Raw genomic sequence first — 20,721 nt, 5'->3', positions numbered from 1 at the left:
TTATATTATAAAATATTACTATTTAGTAATTTAAATATTAAATAGTAATATTTTAGAAAGAAAGTTTACAAGATGGAGGATAATAATGAAAAATGTGCTTTTGAGAAAGGTATTGGCATCAGTATTGACAGCAACTACTATAATAACATTTATACCTATTAAGGCATCGGCAACGTGGACAAAAGATTATTTAGGAAATTGGAATTGGATGGAAAATGGACATAATGCAATTGGCTGGAAAAATATAAATGGAAATTGGTATTATTTTGATTATAGCGGAGTAATGAGGACTGGTTGGATAAATGATTGGGGCTATTGGTATTATGCTGATTCTAACGGTGTAATGCAAAATGGAATAGTTGAAATAGATGGCAAAATTTATGCATTTGATGATAGAGGTATTATGCAAAAAGGAAATGTATCTATAAATGGTCAGAGTTATAAATTCAATAATCAAGGTTATGCAATAGGAGATAAAATTCCGGCACCTATTAAGACTTTTGATAATGGAAATAATTTATTACCATATGGATCTAAGCCAGCATACTCTAATTCAGGAGATTCATCAAGTGATTCTGATTCAGAAGATGAAATTTTTAAGGATGTTGAAACAATAAAAGTTAGATATAAAGTTACTTTTAATACTGATGGTGGAAGTAGCGTTTCAGCTATAACTAATATAAAATCAGGAAAAACGATAGACTTACCAAAGGAACCTACAAAGGATGGTTATAAATTTGATGGTTGGTATAAAGATGATGACTTTGATAAGGAGTTTACAGAAGATACTAAAATAAGATCTAATATGAAAGTATATGCAAAATGGATTAAAGAAGGCTCATCTGATAATTCTAGTTCAGGAGATTCATCTTCTTCAAATAGTAATTCTGTAATTGTAAATAATGTACAAGTAACTGTAGGTGAGAATGAATCGGATATTGGTAATGTTAAAGTAAGTGCAAAGGCAACTAATTATGCTGGATTAACTGAGGCAACCATTGATTTAATAGACAAAAAGACTGATGAGGTTAAGAAAACTCAAAATCTTAACATAGGTGGAAGTGGTTATATAAAATTCACATTCACAGGCATTGAAAAAGGAACATATTATGCAAAGGTAACAGTTGGAAAAGTAAATTCTAATTCATCTGAGTTTATTATATTATCAAAGGACGAAGTAGCGAGTAGTGATGTTATAAAAGATATGAATGAACTTAGATTACAAGATATAAGTTTAGTAACAGATGATTTAAGTTTACCTACAAAGGGATCACACGGTAGCGTTATTACTTGGAAGTCATCAGATTCAAATATAATAGATGCTACTACAGGTAAAGTAAATAGAATAAACGGTGCTGGAACAGAAGTAGTTAAATTAACAGCGACTATATCTAAAGGGAATTCTACTCCAGTAACCAAGGATTTTAATGCTTATGTAAAGAAATTTGATATGAAGTTAGGTGAGGCAGTTGAAAAAATAAATAGTGCCTCAAAAGCTGGAACTAATGAAGAGGAAAAGATATTATCTATTAAAAATCAATTAACTACAAGTTGTATGGTATCAATTGGTGTAAATGAATCTCAATACAATAAGTATAATGAGCTAAATTTGTCATCTAAGCCTGATAAAGAGCAAACTTATCAATTAGAAGTTGCAAAATCAATTTATGATGATTTAAATTCTAATAATTATATATCAGGAAATATTGATATTAATAACCTTACTAATGTGAATAAAAAAGAACTTGAGAATGAAGCAATGGGTATTGCTAGAATGTTTGATAGAGCTGTCACTGAACAAGCTAGATTGAAGAAAGAAAAAGAAGATTCGGAAATACAAAAAGAAGCGTTAGAAGTTAAGCAAAAGGAATTAAAAGAATTAATAGCTAAATATCAAGATGAAGAAGACAGTGGTAAATTAAATTCAGATAAATTTACATCATTAAGTTGGACAAATTATAAATCTGCTATGGAACAAGCTAAAAATTCTCTTACAAGTGGATACATTGCTAGTATAGAAAATGCAATAAAGACATTAAGTAGGTCACATGAAAATTTAGTAGGTGCGTACTTAGTAACAATAACTCTTTATAGAGATGGAAAAGCAGAAGAAAATATTTGGAGTGAATTTGAAGGTGATGTAAGTTTACAAAAGGGAAGTTCAACTCCTATAAAAACAGATTTTGCAAAAAATGGTGCAAGAAAAGTAGCTGTAACTAGCGGTGAGTATAAAGTTTTAGTTGATGGCAGAGATACAGGGAAAATAGTAAGTGTAACTGATAAACCAGAGGATGATGTTAAATTGTATTATTATACTGTAAGTTATTCTATAGTAGGATCAGATTCTATTAGTGGTGAAGTTATCAGTGCTAAATATGATGGACAAGATATTAAATCAGGAGATATATTACTTGGTGGAAAAGAATTGGTCATAAGAGTTAAGGGTATTAGTGATGTTACAAATAGCTTTAAGTATTTATGGAAAGATGCAGCAAGTAATGAAGTATCTAAAATTTCAACTTATGGAGAAGACAAGCTTGAAAACAAAATTAATGTTAAGTGTGAAATTACTCCTAGTGATATACTTATAGATAATTTAATTGCAATTCCTGATGATTCAGGAAATATATCATTTAAATCAAGAATTATCAATAGTGAAAGCAATAAAGCCACTATAGAATTGTTAGAATTAATTAATCTTAATGAGAGTGTTAAGAAAACTATTAATGATGTAGAGTTAGGCAGTGGATATGCAGAAGGCAAATTTACTGATGTAAGTACAGGAATCTATAAAGTAAAAGTTACTGTTAATGGAATATCTAAAACTTCTGATAGAATATATATTAAAAATATAGATCCAAAATTAAAGGGAGCAATAGATGCAATTAATTTAGCTAGGCTTAATGATGAATATGATGATACATTTACTAATACAAGAACAGAACTTGAAAATAATAAAGATTATCTTGAATTAAATTTTGATGGATATGGCAATTTAAGTGATGATAAATACAAAATAGAAGTTGCAAAAGCTGTTTATAATGCAGGAAAAATAAGTGCTTTTGCAGTAGATGAAAGTGGAAAAGCCAGAATTAAAAAAGCATTTAATGATGCACTAACTATTCAATTGTCTGTTAAGGAATTTGATGAATTAAAGCAGAAATTAACAGATGCAATAAATAATGAGTATAGTGATGGAAAAGACAGAAAAACATTAAAATTAATAAGTGATAAAGATACTTATGAAAGTATTATTTGGAATAAATATGAAAGCGCTATTAATAATGCAATAAAAGTAGAATCATCATCAATTCCTAATAGCACTAATTCTAATATAAGCACTCTTACAACTAATATAAATAATGAAATTAAAATGTTAGAGGATGTTAAAATTGCTTTAAAATCAGCAGTTTTACAGGAAGCTGAAATAAAAATAAATCTAGATGGAAAGATGAAAGCTGGAATTACAAGTGTTAAATTAGAGGGGCTGGTATCAAAATCAGCAACAGAAACTTCAACTGGATTTAAAGTATCTGTACCAGATGGAACGTATAAAATATTAATAAATGGATCTGATACTGGAGAAACAATAGTAGTAAGTGGATCTAGTAAGACACATACAATAAATTATTATACTGTAAAATTCAATGTTGAGGCTTCACCATCAATAAAGGCTAGTATTTTATCAACTTATGATGGAAAAACAATATCTAATGGAACGTCTGTAATAGCTAAAGATGGTAAGGAAATGTTATTTAAAGTTACAGCTAGTAGTAGTAACAATGAAGAGATAACTTATTCATGGAAGAATACAAATAATATTTCAGGCACAAGTTTAGGAAATGAATTTAAGTATTCAATTAATAATGTTTCATCACCAATAGATATTACATGTGAAGTTAAGCCATCAGAAAATAGTGTTATTGAAACAATAAAAGGTTATGTTTCAAATAATAAAAAAGATTCATTAACTATTTCAAAATTAGAAGAAGCGGGATTAACTGAATTAGTTGAAACAAATTTATCTTCTTATAAAGAAGCAATAGCAAAATTAACAACTGATAGTATTAATAAAGTTAAATTACAAGAAATAATTAAACAAGTAAACTCAACAAGTTCTGCAATTCTTATAAAATAAAAGAGTATAGAGAATTCTATATAATTTATATTTTAATTTTAGAAATATTACTGGAAATTTTGATTTCCAGTAATATTTTTTTATCTTTGGTAAATGTTAAAAATATGTGTTTTATATATATCACTCAAATTTCAAATCAACTTCATAGCGTATGCTCGTATGTTTGTCGTATTTTAGATTAAATGGATGGTTTTGTATAGACTGAATTTTTTAGAAATGCTATAATACGAGTGGAATTGACATTGTTATGCTTCTAAAATAACTGCGAAATAATGGTTTTTACGGAGTAGTGGCTAGATAATTAATATTTAGAAAATATATAATTTGAAAAACGGAGGAGCATTATGGCATTAGGAAAGATGTTTGAAAAAACTATAAAACTAGTAGGAACAGTATCTAAGGTTGGTGTTCAATTAGGCGCTGATATAGTAGGAACAGTAGCAGAAAAAATTGATGATGATCCTGATATAAAAATAAGGATTTCAGAGTATGGAGTAAAAAAAGGACAATCTATAAAAGCTATCACCACTGAAGTAGCTAGTAAGTCATCAGAGATAGTTGATAGAGCAGTTGACAATAGTATAAATGTACTAAAAGTTGGAAGTGTAATAATAAAAGATGGTATAAGTCAAGTTGCAGAAGGAATAGATTCAAGTATTAAAGGAATGAATAGTTATAATAAGAATACTATGGAGAAAAATGGTGATAAAAGCTACTGTGATCCTGCACAGAATCAACCTGATAAAACTGAAAGTATATCTATGGAGCATAAAAGAAATATATCAAAAGAAGAGAAATATAGTGACGTTAAATCAAAGGATATAGGTTATCAAAAAAGTGAAAAGAAAAGCACCTCTGGAGATAGTAGGAATGAATATGAAGCTAACACTAAAATAAAAAGAAAATATTTAGAAACTACAAGATATTATGGTAATATGAACATTATTGAATTCGAGGGTAGGGAGATTCATGAATTGAGTCTAAGTTTAGCAGAAATGTTCCTTAGAAATATGTATGAGAAGGTTGTTGAGGCACTTAAAGTAATTGAGCAAAACAAAGATGATTTAATTTATATAACGGATAACCTTATAGATATCTCATTTAGTATTAATAATGAGGATGATGCAGTAAAATTTGATGAAGCAAGGGACTATTTTTATGCATCCGAATGGCAATGTAGAACAGATACAGTAAAAATAAAAGATATAGATAATTTATGTAGTAAGATAAATCATAGGAATAGAGATTTATCTGATAAGGATATTATTGATTTAACAACAATGTATATAACATTTAGGGATGAAAGTGTATTAAAATACAATAAGTTATTAGATTTTATTGAACTGCAAGAAAAGTATAAGGAAGCATTTAAGGTACCAATAAAATATCTACAAACAAATAATTTAGCGGAAAAGTTTGATGAGATAATTATGAAGGCTTTAGCTAAAACAAAGATAGTTTAGAAGAGGTGTTTAAAATATGGTAATAAAAGTGAAATATAGTCCAAGCCGGTGACAGTCACCGGCTTGGACTTAAATTATTTGGGAAAAAATGTACCCCAGGGGTGCAAATTTTGTGATATAATACTTTAGTCAATATATTGAATGTATTTAGTGTATTTGGACATATTTTAATATAGATAATATTATTAAGAAACAATAAATTTTAAGAATGTTTATAATATAATTAATGAAATTTTAAATTAGGGAGGATTTACTTTTGGCTGATTATATAAAAGAAATTGAAAAGAGAAGAACCTTTGCGATTATTTCCCATCCCGATGCGGGAAAAACTACATTAACAGAAAAGTTCTTATTGTACGGAGGAGCTATTAGACTTGCAGGTTCTGTTAAAGCAAGAAAGGCATCTAAACATGCAGTTTCTGACTGGATGGAAATTGAAAAACAAAGAGGTATCTCAGTTACTTCATCTGTTATGCAATTTAACTATGATGATCACTGTATTAACATATTAGATACTCCAGGTCACCAAGACTTCTCAGAAGATACATATAGAACACTTATGGCAGCAGATAGCGCAGTAATGGTTGTAGATGCTGCAAAGGGTATAGAAGATCAAACAAGAAAGTTATTCCATGTTGCTTCTTTAAGAGAAATGCCTATATTTACTTTTGTAAATAAAATGGATAGAGAAGCTAGAGATCCATTTAGTTTACTTGATGATATCGAAAATGAATTAGGAATTAAAACTTATCCAATGAACTGGCCAATTGGTTCTGGTAAGGACTTTAAGGGTGTATATGAAAGAGATAATAATAGAATCATAGCCTTTAATGGAGGAAACCATGGTCAAAATGAAGTTGAAGCTATAGAGGGTTCAGCAGATGATCCTAAGTTTAGAGAAATTTTAGGAGAAGCACTTCATGATAAGTTAATGGAAGATATTGAACTATTAGATATTGCTGGAGATGATTTAGATTTAGAAGCTGTAAGAAGTGGAGAATTAACTCCTGTATTCTTTGGTTCAGCATTAACAAACTTTGGTGTAGAACCATTTTTAGAACATTTCTTAAAAATGACTACATCACCACTTGCAAGAAACTCATCAGAAGGGGTTATTGACCCATTTGAAGATAAATTCTCAGCTTTTGTATTTAAGATTCAAGCTAACATGAATAAAGCTCATAGGGATAGAATTGCATTTATGAGAATTTGTTCAGGTAAGTTTAACAAAGGTGAAGATGTATACCACATGCAAGGCGGAAAGAAGATTAAACTTGCTCAACCTCAACAATTTATGGCTCAAGATAGAGAAATTGTTGAAGAAGCTTATGCAGGAGATATAATTGGGGTATTTGATCCAGGTATATTTTCAATAGGGGATACATTATGTGCTCCATCAAAGAAATTTAAGTTTGAAGGAATCCCAATATTCGCACCAGAACATTTTGCAAGAGTGAGACCAGTTGATACTATGAAGAGAAAACAATTTATAAAGGGTGTAACTCAAATTGCTCAAGAAGGCGCAATACAAGTATTTAAAGAAATTCATATAGGTATGGAAGAAATTATAGTTGGAGTTGTTGGTGTGCTTCAATTTGAAGTTCTAGAATACAGATTAAAGAATGAATATAATGTAGATATTAAAATGGATAGATTAGCTTATAGATATGTAAGATGGATAGAAAATAAAAATATTGATATGGATAAGCTAAACTTAACTTCAGATACTAAGAAGGTTAAGGATTTAAGAGATAGAAACTTACTTATATTCCAAAATGATTGGGGCATAAGCTGGGCTTTAGATCATAATAAAGATGTAATTTTATCTGATGTAGGTAAGAGTGAAGATTAATTAAAATATAATTGTGTTTATATATGCATAAGTAAATTGGACTGAGTAAAATGCTAATTTATTTAAAGCATATATAAACAAATATTAAAAATATAGATAATAATGAAGAATAGTAGCTGACTTAAATGATTTTAGCTACTATTTTTTTATGTACAGGAAATTGTAGGGCTTTTAAAGCTTCATAAGCAGATAAAATATAGTTTTAGAGATGTTTTTAATTGAGAATGACGGTTAAAATTTTATAAATTGATAAAAATATTTATGCATAATTTGATTAAAATGTAAACATATACTATAATATAACAATAAGGTGATAATAAATATTATTTAATAGAGTTTATTATAAAATGTATTTAAAATTAGATTATGTTTTATATTAAGTTGATATTGTAGTCTGGATTTTAAAATAGAGAAATTTATTTTATATTTATAAAAAAGTAAATTTAAATGTTAGAATGTAATTATATTAAAACATAAATATTAGTTTGAAAAGATACATTAAAAATGGAGGGAAATATAATGGGTGTTGCTTTTAAAGATATTAATTTTAATGAATTAGTTAATAAATTAGCTCCTTGCTGTTTGTCAGAAGATGTATGTAGTACATGCACTAAAGAAAAGTGTTTAATCGGATATGGTAAGGAATGTATAAAAGGATGTTTGAAAAATAGAGTCACGTATGTTGAAAATGGATATGGAAATATTCCTGTAATGGATACAAAATTATATGATAAAGATGATGTTATTATTGCTATAGCAGATATACTTAAGAGATGTAAGAGTTGTCAGGAAAATCATTACGATAACTGTATAATTAATGTTTTAAGAAATTGTTATGAGATAAGTTTATTTGGAGAAGGACAAGAATATCAAGGAAGTGCATTTATGTATTTAAATAACTTAAAAAACGTAAATGAAGAAATTGCAGAAAAAATGTTTGCTAAATATAGTGAAAAATAATAAACAGAGAGCTTTTAAAGATGATGTTTTGATTTGGAAACATCATCTTTTTTATTGTAAAAGAAAGTATAGAATTTTTGAAGCTTTAAAGTCTGATAAAATTTAGGTTTAAGCAAATATTAGTTGAGAATCTACTTTATCATATGTATATGTTTACATTGAGAGGTTACATAAATATATGATATAATGGAAAATGTAATATAAAAATACAAAAGGAGAGATGGGATGTTAAAGAAGTATAAAGATACAATATTTCTTAAAAATCTTAAAAAGAAAGTTACTGTATTTACAATAGCAATGATGAGCATTTGCGCACTTACAATAACTTTTTCTAATCATGAAGCACAAGCATATATTTCTAATGGAACAGATCATAATATTGAAATGATATGTCCTTCTACAGCATATTCTTCAGGTAATATGACAGCTAGCGGAATTCCATGTGTAAGAAATCCTCTAGGAATTAGCACAATTTCAGTTGATCCAAGTGTATTTCCTTATGGTTCGATTTTGTATATAGAGGGATATGGTTATGCTGTTGCAGCTGACAGTGGAGCAGCTATAAAAGGAAATAAGATTGATGTATATTTTAACAGTGATGAAGAATGTTGTGAGTGGGGCGTAAGAAATGTAAAAGTTACATGCCTTGGAGATTCTTCAAGAAAATAAAAAATTATAAACATAAAAATGACTGAGAAAATTTTGATTTTTCTTGGTCATTTTATTATATAAAGAGATTACAAACCTTTAAACATTGCCTAATTAAAAGAAAAAATAAAAAAGTTGGGTTATAATAATTCATATATGATTTTATATTAGTATAATTTAAAATATAGAATTAAAAATAGTGTGTGCATAAAAATATAATTTATTATAGAGTGGTTTAACTTAAAAGTGAACAGGAGATTTTTAATGAAGAGCAGAAAGACAATGGTTGAAGATTCTCACAAAAGAAGTGAGAATTATGGAGTTGAAAAGAAATCGAGTTATTCAAAAAAAATTCTTTCAGGGATAGAATTAGAAAAAATACTAGCTGATAATAAAGAATTAATAGAAATATCAAAGCTATACATTGATATGGTTTTTTCAGCAGTTATGGATAATGAATTTATTATTGTTTTGACTGATAAAAATGGATGCATTTTATATATAAAAGGAGCAGAAGAAAATGCTAGCAAATTAGATTGCATTAATCTTAAAGTCGGTGCATATATGGATGAACAAAATATAGGTACAAATGCAATGGGAACTGCTATTAAAGAAGATGATTGTGTTCAAATAACAGCTAATGAGCACTATATAGAGGGATTACAAAGTTTAACTTGTTCAGCAGCACCAATTCATGATACTGACGGGAAAATAATAGGAACTTTAAATTTAAGTGGAAGAAGTAATATGAAACATCCCCATACTTTAGGATTAGTTGTTTTTGGTGTAAAGGCAATTGAAAATGAATTTGATAATAAGAAAATAAATAATATATTAACTCAAACTTATAATTATATGGAAAGTATTATAGATAACCTAGATAAAGGAATTATGATTGTTGATAAAGATGAGAAGATAGTAAATATTAATAGTTTTGGTGTAGAAATGTTTAATAAGCCTAAGGAATCACTATTGCATGAAAAATTACATTATATTTTACCTAATATGGGCAATATACTTGAAGAATTAGACATAAATAAAAATAATGTGATTAAAGACTTTAAGTTTAAGCATACAAGTAAATATAAGACTAGACTAGAATTTAAAGGAATTAGACATAAGGAAAAAATAATCGGAATGGTTGTGACTATGATAAATGAAAAAGAAGAAAGAGATTTAAAAAATAAATCAGGAGCTTTTTGGACTTTTAATGATATCATAGGTGAAAGCGCTGCCATTGCTAATGTAGTAATTAACAGCAAAATTATTTCGAATAGTCCTTCAACTGTTTTAATTCAGGGGGAAAGCGGAACTGGAAAAGAAGTTTTAGCTCAAGCAATGCATAATTATAGTTTAAGAAGAACTAATAAATTTGTAGCTATAAATTGCGGAGCTATACCTATGAATATAATAGAAAGTGAACTTTTTGGTTATGAAGATGGTACATTTACTGGTGGTAAAAAAGGGGGGAAACCAGGAAAGTTTGAAGTAGCTAATGGTGGAACTTTATTTTTAGATGAAATAGGTGAAATGCCACTTGATATGCAAGTTAGGCTTTTAAGAGTATTGCAAGAAGGTAGGGTAACTAGGCTTGGTGGAAATAAAGAAATTTCCGTTGATGTTAGAGTAATTGCTGCTACAAATAAAAAGCTAAAAAAAGAAGTTGAAAAAGGTACATTTAGAGAAGATCTTTATTATAGATTATGTGTTATTCCTATAACATTACCTCCATTACGTGAGAGAAAAGGGGATGTTGAAAAGCTTATAGAATATTTTTTAAGAATAAAATCTTTTAAGCTAAATAAAAGAATTCCTGAAATTAATAAAGAATTATATAAGAATTTATTATCATATAATTGGCCAGGAAATATAAGGCAATTAGAAAATTATATTGAAAATATAGTTAATTTAGATGGGATTTTATCATTTGATTTACTAGAAGATAGTGATGATGAAAGAAAAGATATGATTTCTGAAAAAGTTATTGATGAGTGTTGTTATTCAACTTGTGAAACTTTTGAAATTAAAGGAGAAAATTTTAATTTAGAGAAATTAGAAAAGAAAACTATTAATGAAGCTATAAAATCTTATAATCATAATATGACTAAAGTAGCACAAGCATTGGGAATAAGTAGAAATACATTATACTTAAAAATAAAAAAGTATAATGTGGAATAAACATGTTTGAATAGTGTTGATATATGCATGAGTAAGTGGACTGAGTAATTACACTTAGGAATGCTAAAATGAGTATAGTCCCATTTTAGCTTGTTCCCAATATAAAATTGAGACAAGCAGTAAATATGACAATACTCATTAAGAATTCTCAAAGTCCAATTACAATGCCACTGACTCATTGCATATATCAACATTTATTTAAAGTATGTTTATTTTAGTATTATAAGTTGAAAATAAACTAATTTTTAACAGAGTTTTTATAAAATAAAATATTATTTTATTGCAAAAGTGTAATATAAACGGACAGTGTCCTAAAACAATACGTTTTATTTATGAATAAGTGTATTGTTTTAGGACATTATTTTATTTATTAATATCTTTATTGTTTGAAGAATGGCTTAAACAGAAAAGATTGATAAAGTAATAACAATGTGGCACGGTTCTTGCTATATATATTTATGTAAGTTATTTAATTATAAAATAACAAAAAAGTAATATATTAAGTAATAAAAGTAATTAAGAAAATAAAGATATATTTTAGGAGGAACAGATTATGGCACGTTTTACATTACCAAGAGATTTATATCATGGTGAAGGATCTTTAGAAACACTAAAAACTTTAAAAGGAAAAAAAGCATTCGTAGTAGTTGGTGGTGGATCAATGAAAAGATTTGGCTTCCTTCAAAAAGTTGAAGATTATTTAAAAGAAGCAGGAATGGAAGTACAATTATTTGAAGGTGTTGAACCAGACCCATCAGTAGAAACAGTAATGAAGGGTGCAGAAGCTATGAGAAACTTCGAACCTGATTGGATAGTTGCAATGGGTGGAGGATCACCAATAGATGCTGCAAAAGCTATGTGGATATTCTATGAATACCCAGATTTTACTTTTGAACAAGCTGTTGTTCCATTTGGATTACCAGATTTAAGACAAAAAGCTAAATTCGTAGCTATTCCATCAACAAGTGGTACTGCTACAGAAGTTACAGCATTCTCAGTAATAACAGATTATAAAGCAAAAATTAAATATCCTTTAGCTGACTTTAATATAACTCCAGATATAGCTATAGTTGATCCAGAATTAGCTCAAACAATGCCAGCTAAATTAGTAGCTCATACTGGAATGGATGCATTAACTCATGCTATAGAAGCATACACTGCATCTTTAAGATCAAACTTCTCAGACCCATTAGCTATGAAAGCAATAGAAATGGTAAATGAACATTTAGTTAAATCATTTGAAGGAGATAAAGAAGCTAGAAACTTAATGCATGAAGCACAATGTTTAGCAGGAATGGCTTTTTCAAATGCATTACTAGGAATAGTTCACTCTATGGCTCATAAAGTAGGAGCTGTATTCCATATCCCTCATGGATGTGCTAATGCAATATTCTTACCATATGTAATTCAATATAACAGAACAGAATGTGAAGATAGATATGCAGATATCGCTAGAGCATTAAAATTAGAAGGAAATACTGATGCTGAATTAACTGATTCATTAATTAAATTAATCAATGATTTCAATGATGCATTAAATATTCCTCATTCAATGAAAGAATATGGCGTTGAAGAAGCAGACTTTAAGGCTAATGTTGAATTTATAGCTCACAATGCAGTATTAGATGCATGTACAGGATCAAGTCCTAGGGCAATAGATGATAAGACAATGGAAAAATTACTTGGATGTACATTCTACGGAACTAAAGTTAATTTCTAATATTAGAAGTTAATAACGTATATTTAAACTAGAATTAATTTTCAATAATTTAATAAAAACAATAGCTCTCGCTTTAGAGAGCTTTTGTTATTATTGGGAACTTGATGTAAAAAATAAGATTTAAAAGAAAAATATTACATATTATAATATAAAAACCATTGATTACATATGTAAAAACAGTTAAAATTGATAAAAACTATAGGGGGACAAATGATGTATAAGATAGTTAGTAAAAGAGAACTTACAAATAATATCTTTTTAATGGATATAGAAGCTCCAAGAGTAGCAAAATCAGCAAAACCTGGTCAATTTATTATTGTAAAAAATGATGAAAAAGGTGAAAGAATTCCTTTAACAATAGCAGATTACGATAAGGAAAAGGGAACTGTAACAATAGTTTTCCAAACTGTTGGGCAAGGAACTAAACAATTAGCAACTTTTGAAGAAGGCGACTATGTTTGTGACTTTGTTGGACCATTAGGTCAACCAAGTGAATTTGTTCATGAAAATTTAGAAGATTTAAAGAAACAAAATATTATTTTCATAGCAGGTGGAGTTGGTGCGGCACCAGTTTATCCTCAAGTTAAATGGATGAATGAAAATGGAATGAAATGTGATGTTATAATTGGTTCTAGAAATAAAGAACTTTTAATATTAGAAGAAGAAATGAAAAAAGTTGCAGGAAATCTTTACATAGCAACTGATGATGGATCATACGGCTTTAACGGTAGAGTTACTGACTGTTTAAGTGATTTAGTTGAAAAAGGAAATAAATATGATCATGCAGTAGTTATTGGACCTATGATAATGATGAAATTTATGGCTGCTTTAACTAAAGAGCTTGGAATCAAAACAACTGTTAGCTTAAATCCAATTATGGTAGATGGTACAGGTATGTGTGGTGCTTGTAGAGTTACTGTTGGAAATGAAGTTAAGTTTGCTTGTGTTGATGGACCAGAATTTGATGGACATCTAGTTGATTTTGATGAATCAATGAGAAGACAAACTATGTACAAAAGTGAAGAAGGAAGAGCACAATTAAAGATTGAAGAAGGGGACACTCATAGCCACGGTGGTTGTGGATGTAAAGGTGATAAATAATGAATATGCAAGATAGAATGAAAAGAACACCTGTTACTGAACAAGCTCCAGAATTAAGAGCTAAGAATTTTGAAGAAGTATGTTTAGGATATAATGAAGAAGAAGCTGTAAAAGAAGCTAAGAGATGTTTAGGATGTAAAAACCCTAAATGTGTTGAAGGATGTCCTGTATCAATTGATATTCCAGGATTTATAGCTAAAGCTAAAGATGGAGATTTTGAAAATGCAGCTAAAGAAATAGCTAAATATAGTGCATTACCAGCAGTTTGTGGTAGAGTATGTCCACAAGAAAGTCAATGTGAAGGTAAGTGTGTATTAGGAATAAAAGGTGAAGCTGTAGCAATAGGTAAATTAGAAAAATTTACTGCTGATTGGTCAAGAAAAAATAATATAGATTTAGCAAAAACAGAAGCATTAAACGGCAAGAAAATTGCTGTTATTGGAAGTGGGCCTGCAGGACTTACTTGTGCAGGGGATTTAGCTAAAAGAGGATATGATGTTACTATATTTGAAGCTTTACATGAAGCAGGTGGAGTTCTAGTTTATGGTATACCTGAATTTAGATTGCCTAAAGAAAAAGTTGTTAAAGCTGAAATTGAAAACATTAAGAAATTAGGAGTAAAGATTGAAACTAATGTTATCATAGGTAGAACAATAACAATAGATGAATTAATGAAAGAAGAAGGATTTGATGCCGTATTTATTGGATCAGGTGCTGGACTTCCTAAATTTATGGGTATAAATGGAGAAAATGCAAATGGCGTATTCTCTGCAAATGAATTTTTAACAAGAGTTAACTTAATGAAAGCTTTTAAAGAAGGATATCATACACCAGTTAAAGCTGGTAAGAAGGTAGCTATAGTTGGTGGCGGAAACGTTGCTATGGATGCTGCAAGAACTGCTTTAAGATTAGGTGCAGAAGCTCATATAGTTTATAGAAGAAGTGAATCTGAACTTCCAGCAAGAGCAGAAGAAGTACATCACGCTAAAGAAGAAGGAATAATCTTTGATGTTTTAACAAATCCAACTGAAATATTAAGTGATGAAAATGGATGGGTTAAAGGAATGAAATGCGTAAGAATGGAACTTGGAGAGCCAGATGCTTCTGGAAGAAGAAGACCAGTTGAAGTTGAAGGATCAGAATTTGTTATGGATGTTGATACTGTAATAATGTCACTTGGAACATCTCCAAATCCACTAATATCTTCAACAACTGAAGGATTAGATATTAATAAGTGGAAATGTTTAGTTGCAGATGAAAATGGCTTAACTACTAAAGAAGGTGTTTATGCTGGCGGAGATGCCGTTACAGGTGCTGCAACAGTAATACTTGCTATGGGTGCTGGTAAAAAAGCAGCAGAAGCTATAGATGGATATTTACAAGGTAAATAATTGTTTAATTAGATAAAGTAAAAAGTATGTGATTTTTAGTATGCAAAAATGATATGGTGAATTTAAAAAAAGATGATTTCTGTATTTTCAGAAGTCATCTTTTTTGTCTTACAATAGATTTATAAAGTTAAGTTTCTTTGTTTCGACAATATATAGAGAGAGAAAAATATTGTCAATTAATAGATGAATCTTATGAAATTAATAATCAACAAGCAGTAGCATTTGACTATATAAGTATAAGAATTACTGAAGAGAATTAATACAGAGATTAGTTAACGTCATGATATACTTTTATGATTATTATTAAATGGAACATTGTACACTAAATTTAATAAGTTTATAATTTACGTATAAAGAATTACTATTTAGTGATTAATTATAAATAAAAAGAGTGATTAATTATAAATAAAAAGGGGGAGTTTGTAATGAGGTTTAAAAAAATAAGTACAAGAATGCTTACAATTCTACTATTCGTAACTATTTTATCAATGGTTTTGCTAGCGGGTATAAGTTATAAAAGTAGCAAGGGTATTATAGACACACAAGTAGAAGAAAACATGCAAGCAGAATTAAGTTCTACAGTAAATGCAATAAATCTTAAGATGCAAGAAATTTCATCAATGTCTAGTCAACTTGCATTAAATGTTGGATCAACTTATAAAACTACATATTTATCACAATATGAAGAAATGATTGGAAAAACAATATTTAAAAGTGATCTGGTACTTGGTGCTGGAATTTGGTTTGAACCGTATGTTTATGATGCAAGCAAAGAATATGTTGGACCATATATTCATAAGAAAGATAATAAAGCATTAGTGACATATGACTATAGCAATGCTGAATATAATTATTTTAATTATAAGTGGTATAAGAATGCTAAGAATAATAAAGAAACAGTATTTAGTGATTTATACTATGATGAAACATTAGATACTATAATGAGCACTTGTGCCACACCTATATATGATGCAGATGATAATTTTATTGGTGTAATTAGTGTTGATATGGAAATTCCATCAATTCAGGATTTAATAAATAATTTCAAAATTGGTGAAAATGGTAAGGCCTTATTGATAAATAATGACGGGAAATACATAACTAACAGTGATTATAAAAAAATAATGAAAACTAAAATTAATGAAGATGACAATAAATCACTTTCAGAATTTGGAAATGTTTTATTAAATAATACTGATGGGAAAAGTAATTTTTCTATTGATGATACAAAGTATGAAGCTTATTATACTACGGTAGACCCATTTGGATGGAAGTTATTTATGCAAATACCTATTTCAGAATTGAACAAACCTATAAATGATTTAATGTCTAAACTTATAGTGGTAGGAATTTTAGCTATAATATTAACTACATTAGCGATAATATGGCAAGTTCAATATCTAACTAAAACTATAAAGAAAGTTAATAATTTAGCATCAAACTTATCAAATGGAGATTTTTCTATTGATGAACTTGAAGTAACATCTAATGATGAATTAGGTCAAATGAGCAATTCATTAAATAAAATGTTATCAGAAAATAAGAATATGATACAGGAAATATCTAATGATGCAAACAAAGTAAATAGCATAACAGAAAATTTAAATAAATCAACTGAATATTTAGTAGAGAATTATAAGGTTATTAAAGATTCAGTTAAAAATATAAGTGAATCTATGCTTAATTCTAGTGCTACTACTGAAGAAGTTAATGCTTCTGTAGAAGAAGTTAACTCTTCAATAAGTTTATTGTCACAGGAAACAATTAAAAGTCATGATATGGCAAAAGACATAAAGGTGAGGGCATATAATATAGAAAAAATGAGTAATGATTCTTATAACAAAGCAACTAGTTTATCAGAAGTTCATGAAACAAATTTAAAACAAAGTATTGAAAATGCTAAAATAGTTGAAAATATAGGGGCTATGGCTAAAGCTATTTCTGATATAGCAGAACAAGTTAATTTATTATCACTTAATGCTTCAATAGAAGCTGCACGTGCTGGTGAACAAGGAAAGGGCTTTGCAGTTGTTGCTTCTGAAATAGGTAATCTTGCAACACAAACATCAGATACAGTAAAAGAAATTATTGAGACTATAAGTAAAGTGCAAGAAGCATTTAATAAATTAACTAATGATTCTACGCAGATGTTATTATTTATTAAAGATACTGTAACTCCAGATTACAAAGAATTTGTTGGAATAGCTAATCAATATGATAAGGATGCAAATGCTATTGAAGATATATCTATAAAAATATCTGAGATGACAAATAACATTGAATACATTACACATGAAGTTGGAGATGCAATACAAAATATTGCAGAAGCATCTCAAAATACAGCATCTAATAGTGGAGAGATTGTTTCAAGTATAGAACTAGTTTCACAATTAGTTGAAGAAATATCTACTATTGTGGAAAATGAAATAGAGATTTCGGATAATCTTAATTCTATGGTTAAAAAATTCACTTTATAATAAAATTTTATTTAGAAAAAATTTAATATATGGATGTGTTTTAGAAGCATGTTTATATATGCATAAGCAAAGTGGACTGAGTAATTAAACTTAGTCCACTTTTTGCCTATTGCATATATCAATATTAGCCTAAAATATATAAAATTTAATGGGGAATTGAGAAGTTAAAGTGGAGAGTTCATGATGAAATCTCATAGAGAAATTTTAAAATAAGCTTTCAATAAATAACTCTCAAATCTCCACTATGAACTAAAAAGCGTGGTGAAGTCCCTTTTTTATGTTATATTTTTATAAATTCAGGTTTCATGTTATTGAATTTACAAATATATTTATATCCCATGGAACCTAGAACATCATGAATATAATCAAATTTAGTAGCTATTTGAGTTGGAATATGTGAATCAGAACCAACTGTAATTATTTCTCCACCTAAATCTTTATACATTTTAAGAATATTTTTAGATGGTGTTAAATCAGGAAGATTATATTTGAATGATGAAGTATTAATTTCTATTCCTTTACCAGAATCAATAACTTTTTTTAAGATTGCTTCTAAGTAGTCAGAGAAAAGCTCATCTTTTAAAAGAGTGTCATAATTGCCATATCTTTTTATTAAATCAACATGTCCTAAAATAGAGTAATCATCATATAAGTTGATTATTTCTAATAATCTTTTATAATATCCCTCATAAGCTTCATGTTGAGTCTTTCCTTTGTGAAAATCACCTGTAAATAGTTCATGTCTATCTATAGTATGTATAGATCCAATTACAAAATCAAAATTATTTTCTTTTATTTCTTTAGAACAACGCTCTAAAACTTGAGTTTGAAGTCCCATTTCAATACCTTTTTTTATAGAAATTTTATCATGATATTTATCTTTATAAAAATTTATATCTTTAAAGTATTTATCATAATCAACTTTAACATTTGGATTTCCTAATACATCATAATCAACATGATCAGTAAAACAAATTTCTTTAAGTCCTAACTCAATAGATTTTTCTATCATGTCTTTCATTGGAGTTTGTGAATCTGCAGAATAATTACAATGCATATGATAATCATAATATAACATAAAAAGCCTCCTTACTAATTTAAAACATAGATTAAATATCTTACTTTAAGTAATTTTAATACTAATTTTAATATATTACAAAATAAAATATTTTTGCAGTGCATTTAAAACAGAGCCAATTATTAATAAGCAATTAAAAATAATTTATAAAATTATGGTTATTATTATAAAATTTTAGTTTGAAAATAATGTAGCTTTTTATTTTTATAATAATTATAAAATTGTTTGACATTATTAATAATAAAGATATATAATAAATCAAACAAATATATTTTAATAAATTTAATTTTGTAAAATTGAATTTATAATTAAGACTAAAGTATTCAATTTTTATATTACTTAAATGTATTTAAATATTGGTTTTTAGTAATAATATATTTTAGATCGATTATTCTTAATTAAGGTTAGGAGGAAAAGTTTATGGGAGAGAGATACGATATAGCCATTATTGGAAGTGGACCAGCGGGGTTATCAGCAGCATTAAATGCAAGAATAAGAAAAAAGAACTTTATAATCTTTGGAAGTAAAGATATTAGTAATAAGTTAGTAAAAGCTCATACAATAAATAATTATTTAGGTTTTTATGAGAAAAGTGGATTGGAAATAAGAGATGAGTTTCTTAATCATTTAAAATCTATGGATATAAATATTACAGAAGAAAAAGTAAATAACATTTATGCAATGGGAGATTATTTTTCATTGATGATAAATGAAAAGATGTATGAAGCTACTTCTATAATATTAGCTACTGGAGTGAATTTTGGTAAGCCATTTAAGGGTGAAGAAGAGTTTTTAGGTAAGGGTGTTGGATATTGTGCAACATGTGATGCACCTTTATACAAAGATAAAGTGGTTACTATAATAGCTTATAATAAGAAAGATGAAGAAGAAGCTAATTTTATAGCATCAATAGCATCAAAGGTATATTATATACCTATGTATACTGAGGAAGTAGATGTTAAATCAGGTATTGAGATTATAAAAGATAAACCGATAGAGATAAAAGGCGATATTAAAGTTAATTCTTTAATTTTATCTAACAAAGAAATTAAAACTGATGGTATTTTTATATTAAGAGATAGTATATCACCTGGTCAATTAGTTCCTGGGTTAGAATTAGATGAAAATCATGTTAAAGTTGATAGACTGATGAAAACAAATATAAAAGGGTGTTTTGCAGCTGGGGATATAGTAGGAATACCATATCAATATATTAAATCAGCAGGAGAAGGAAATATTGCAGCATTATCTGCAGTTTCTTATGTAGATGAAAAAAATAAAAAATAAGTAAATAAAGTGAGGTAATAAATTATGTCAAAAATATTAAAAGTTAATGAATTTGATGATGCAATAAAAGAAGGAATTGTAATAGTAGACTTTTTCGCTGATTGGTGTGGACCTTGTAAGATGTTAGCACCTATATTTCAAGAATTAGAAGAAGAAATGAAGGATAAAGTTAAATTCTTTAAAGTTAATGTAGATGAAAGTGGAGAATTAGCTAGCAAGTTTAGCGTATTTAGTATTCCAACTATGATAATATTTAAAGATGGTAAAGATGTAAGTACTGAAGTAGGATTCTTACCAAAAGAAAAAATAAAAATGAATTTAGAAAAATACATATAATAATATTGTGCTATGTTTTAAAACAGTGTTGATATTGTAGTATAAAGCTCATGGACAGAGGAATTTACTTTAAGAACTCTAAAATAAAGCTT

Annotated in this window: 14 protein-coding genes; 13 read left to right on the top strand and 1 reads right to left on the bottom strand. The window is 28.0% G+C overall.

Annotated elements, in window-relative coordinates; all coding sequences use genetic code 11:
* Positions 1-85: 85 nt before the first annotated feature.
* From RGC78_RS13195 to RGC78_RS13145, 11 genes are all read left to right on the top strand, one after another.
* Entirely contained in the window at positions 86-4,138 is a 4,053-nt protein-coding gene (locus RGC78_RS13195) for an InlB B-repeat-containing protein (RefSeq protein ID WP_309556790.1), read from the top strand.
* Positions 4,139-4,482: 344 nt separating this feature from the next.
* Positions 4,483-5,601 carry a hypothetical protein gene (locus tag RGC78_RS13190; RefSeq protein ID WP_309556789.1) on the top strand — a complete coding sequence of 373 codons (1,119 nt, stop codon included), beginning with the start codon at positions 4,483-4,485 and terminating at the stop codon, positions 5,599-5,601.
* Between the two features lie 256 nt (positions 5,602-5,857).
* A complete protein-coding gene (locus tag RGC78_RS13185) occupies positions 5,858-7,453 on the top strand; it encodes a peptide chain release factor 3 (RefSeq protein WP_252211770.1) in 1,596 nt (531 codons plus the stop codon).
* A 519-nt stretch (positions 7,454-7,972) separates the two neighbouring features.
* Positions 7,973-8,413, top strand: a complete 441-nt coding sequence (locus RGC78_RS13180) for a hypothetical protein (protein ID WP_252211771.1) — start codon at positions 7,973-7,975, stop codon at positions 8,411-8,413.
* 225 nt (positions 8,414-8,638) lie between these two features.
* Positions 8,639-9,082, top strand: coding sequence for a 3D domain-containing protein (locus RGC78_RS13175; protein ID WP_252211772.1), 444 nt, complete (start codon positions 8,639-8,641; stop codon positions 9,080-9,082).
* A gap of 243 nt (positions 9,083-9,325) precedes the next feature.
* Entirely contained in the window at positions 9,326-11,239 is a 1,914-nt protein-coding gene (locus RGC78_RS13170) for a sigma-54-dependent Fis family transcriptional regulator (RefSeq protein WP_309556788.1), read from the top strand.
* A gap of 553 nt (positions 11,240-11,792) precedes the next feature.
* Positions 11,793-12,959: an iron-containing alcohol dehydrogenase gene (locus RGC78_RS13165; RefSeq protein ID WP_205455250.1), complete on the top strand. Its 1,167-nt coding sequence runs from the start codon at positions 11,793-11,795 to the stop codon at positions 12,957-12,959.
* A gap of 213 nt (positions 12,960-13,172) precedes the next feature.
* Complete coding sequence (locus RGC78_RS13160; RefSeq protein WP_309556787.1) at positions 13,173-14,060, top strand: sulfide/dihydroorotate dehydrogenase-like FAD/NAD-binding protein; 888 nt, start codon at positions 13,173-13,175, stop codon at positions 14,058-14,060.
* Entirely contained in the window at positions 14,060-15,451 is a 1,392-nt protein-coding gene (gltA, locus tag RGC78_RS13155; protein WP_309556786.1) for an NADPH-dependent glutamate synthase, read from the top strand. The genes RGC78_RS13160 and gltA overlap by 1 nt, the downstream gene beginning before the upstream one ends.
* A gap of 137 nt (positions 15,452-15,588) precedes the next feature.
* The gene (locus RGC78_RS13150; RefSeq protein ID WP_286675128.1) at positions 15,589-15,711 is read left to right on the top strand and encodes a hypothetical protein; all 123 of its coding nucleotides are present in this window, start codon (positions 15,589-15,591) and stop codon (positions 15,709-15,711) included.
* A 165-nt stretch (positions 15,712-15,876) separates the two neighbouring features.
* Positions 15,877-17,928, top strand: a complete 2,052-nt coding sequence (locus RGC78_RS13145; RefSeq protein ID WP_309556785.1) for a methyl-accepting chemotaxis protein — start codon at positions 15,877-15,879, stop codon at positions 17,926-17,928.
* A 280-nt stretch (positions 17,929-18,208) separates the two neighbouring features.
* On the opposite strand, the gene RGC78_RS13140 is transcribed toward RGC78_RS13145, so the two are convergent.
* Positions 18,209-19,006, bottom strand: coding sequence for a histidinol-phosphatase HisJ family protein (locus RGC78_RS13140; protein WP_252211776.1), 798 nt, complete (start codon positions 19,004-19,006; stop codon positions 18,209-18,211).
* Between the two features lie 420 nt (positions 19,007-19,426).
* Here RGC78_RS13140 and RGC78_RS13135 point away from each other — a divergent pair, with 420 nt between their 5' ends.
* Entirely contained in the window at positions 19,427-20,293 is an 867-nt protein-coding gene (locus tag RGC78_RS13135; RefSeq protein WP_309556784.1) for an NAD(P)/FAD-dependent oxidoreductase, read from the top strand.
* 24 nt (positions 20,294-20,317) lie between these two features.
* Positions 20,318-20,629, top strand: a complete 312-nt coding sequence (gene trxA, locus RGC78_RS13130; protein ID WP_309556783.1) for a thioredoxin — start codon at positions 20,318-20,320, stop codon at positions 20,627-20,629.
* Positions 20,630-20,721: the final 92 nt, after the last annotated feature.

The organism is Clostridium aquiflavi, from assembly GCF_031344075.1.
Lineage (GTDB): Bacteria > Bacillota > Clostridia > Clostridiales > Clostridiaceae > Clostridium > Clostridium aquiflavi.
Note: the sequence above shows the minus strand (reverse complement) of the source record. Positions and strands in the feature narration are given on the sequence as shown.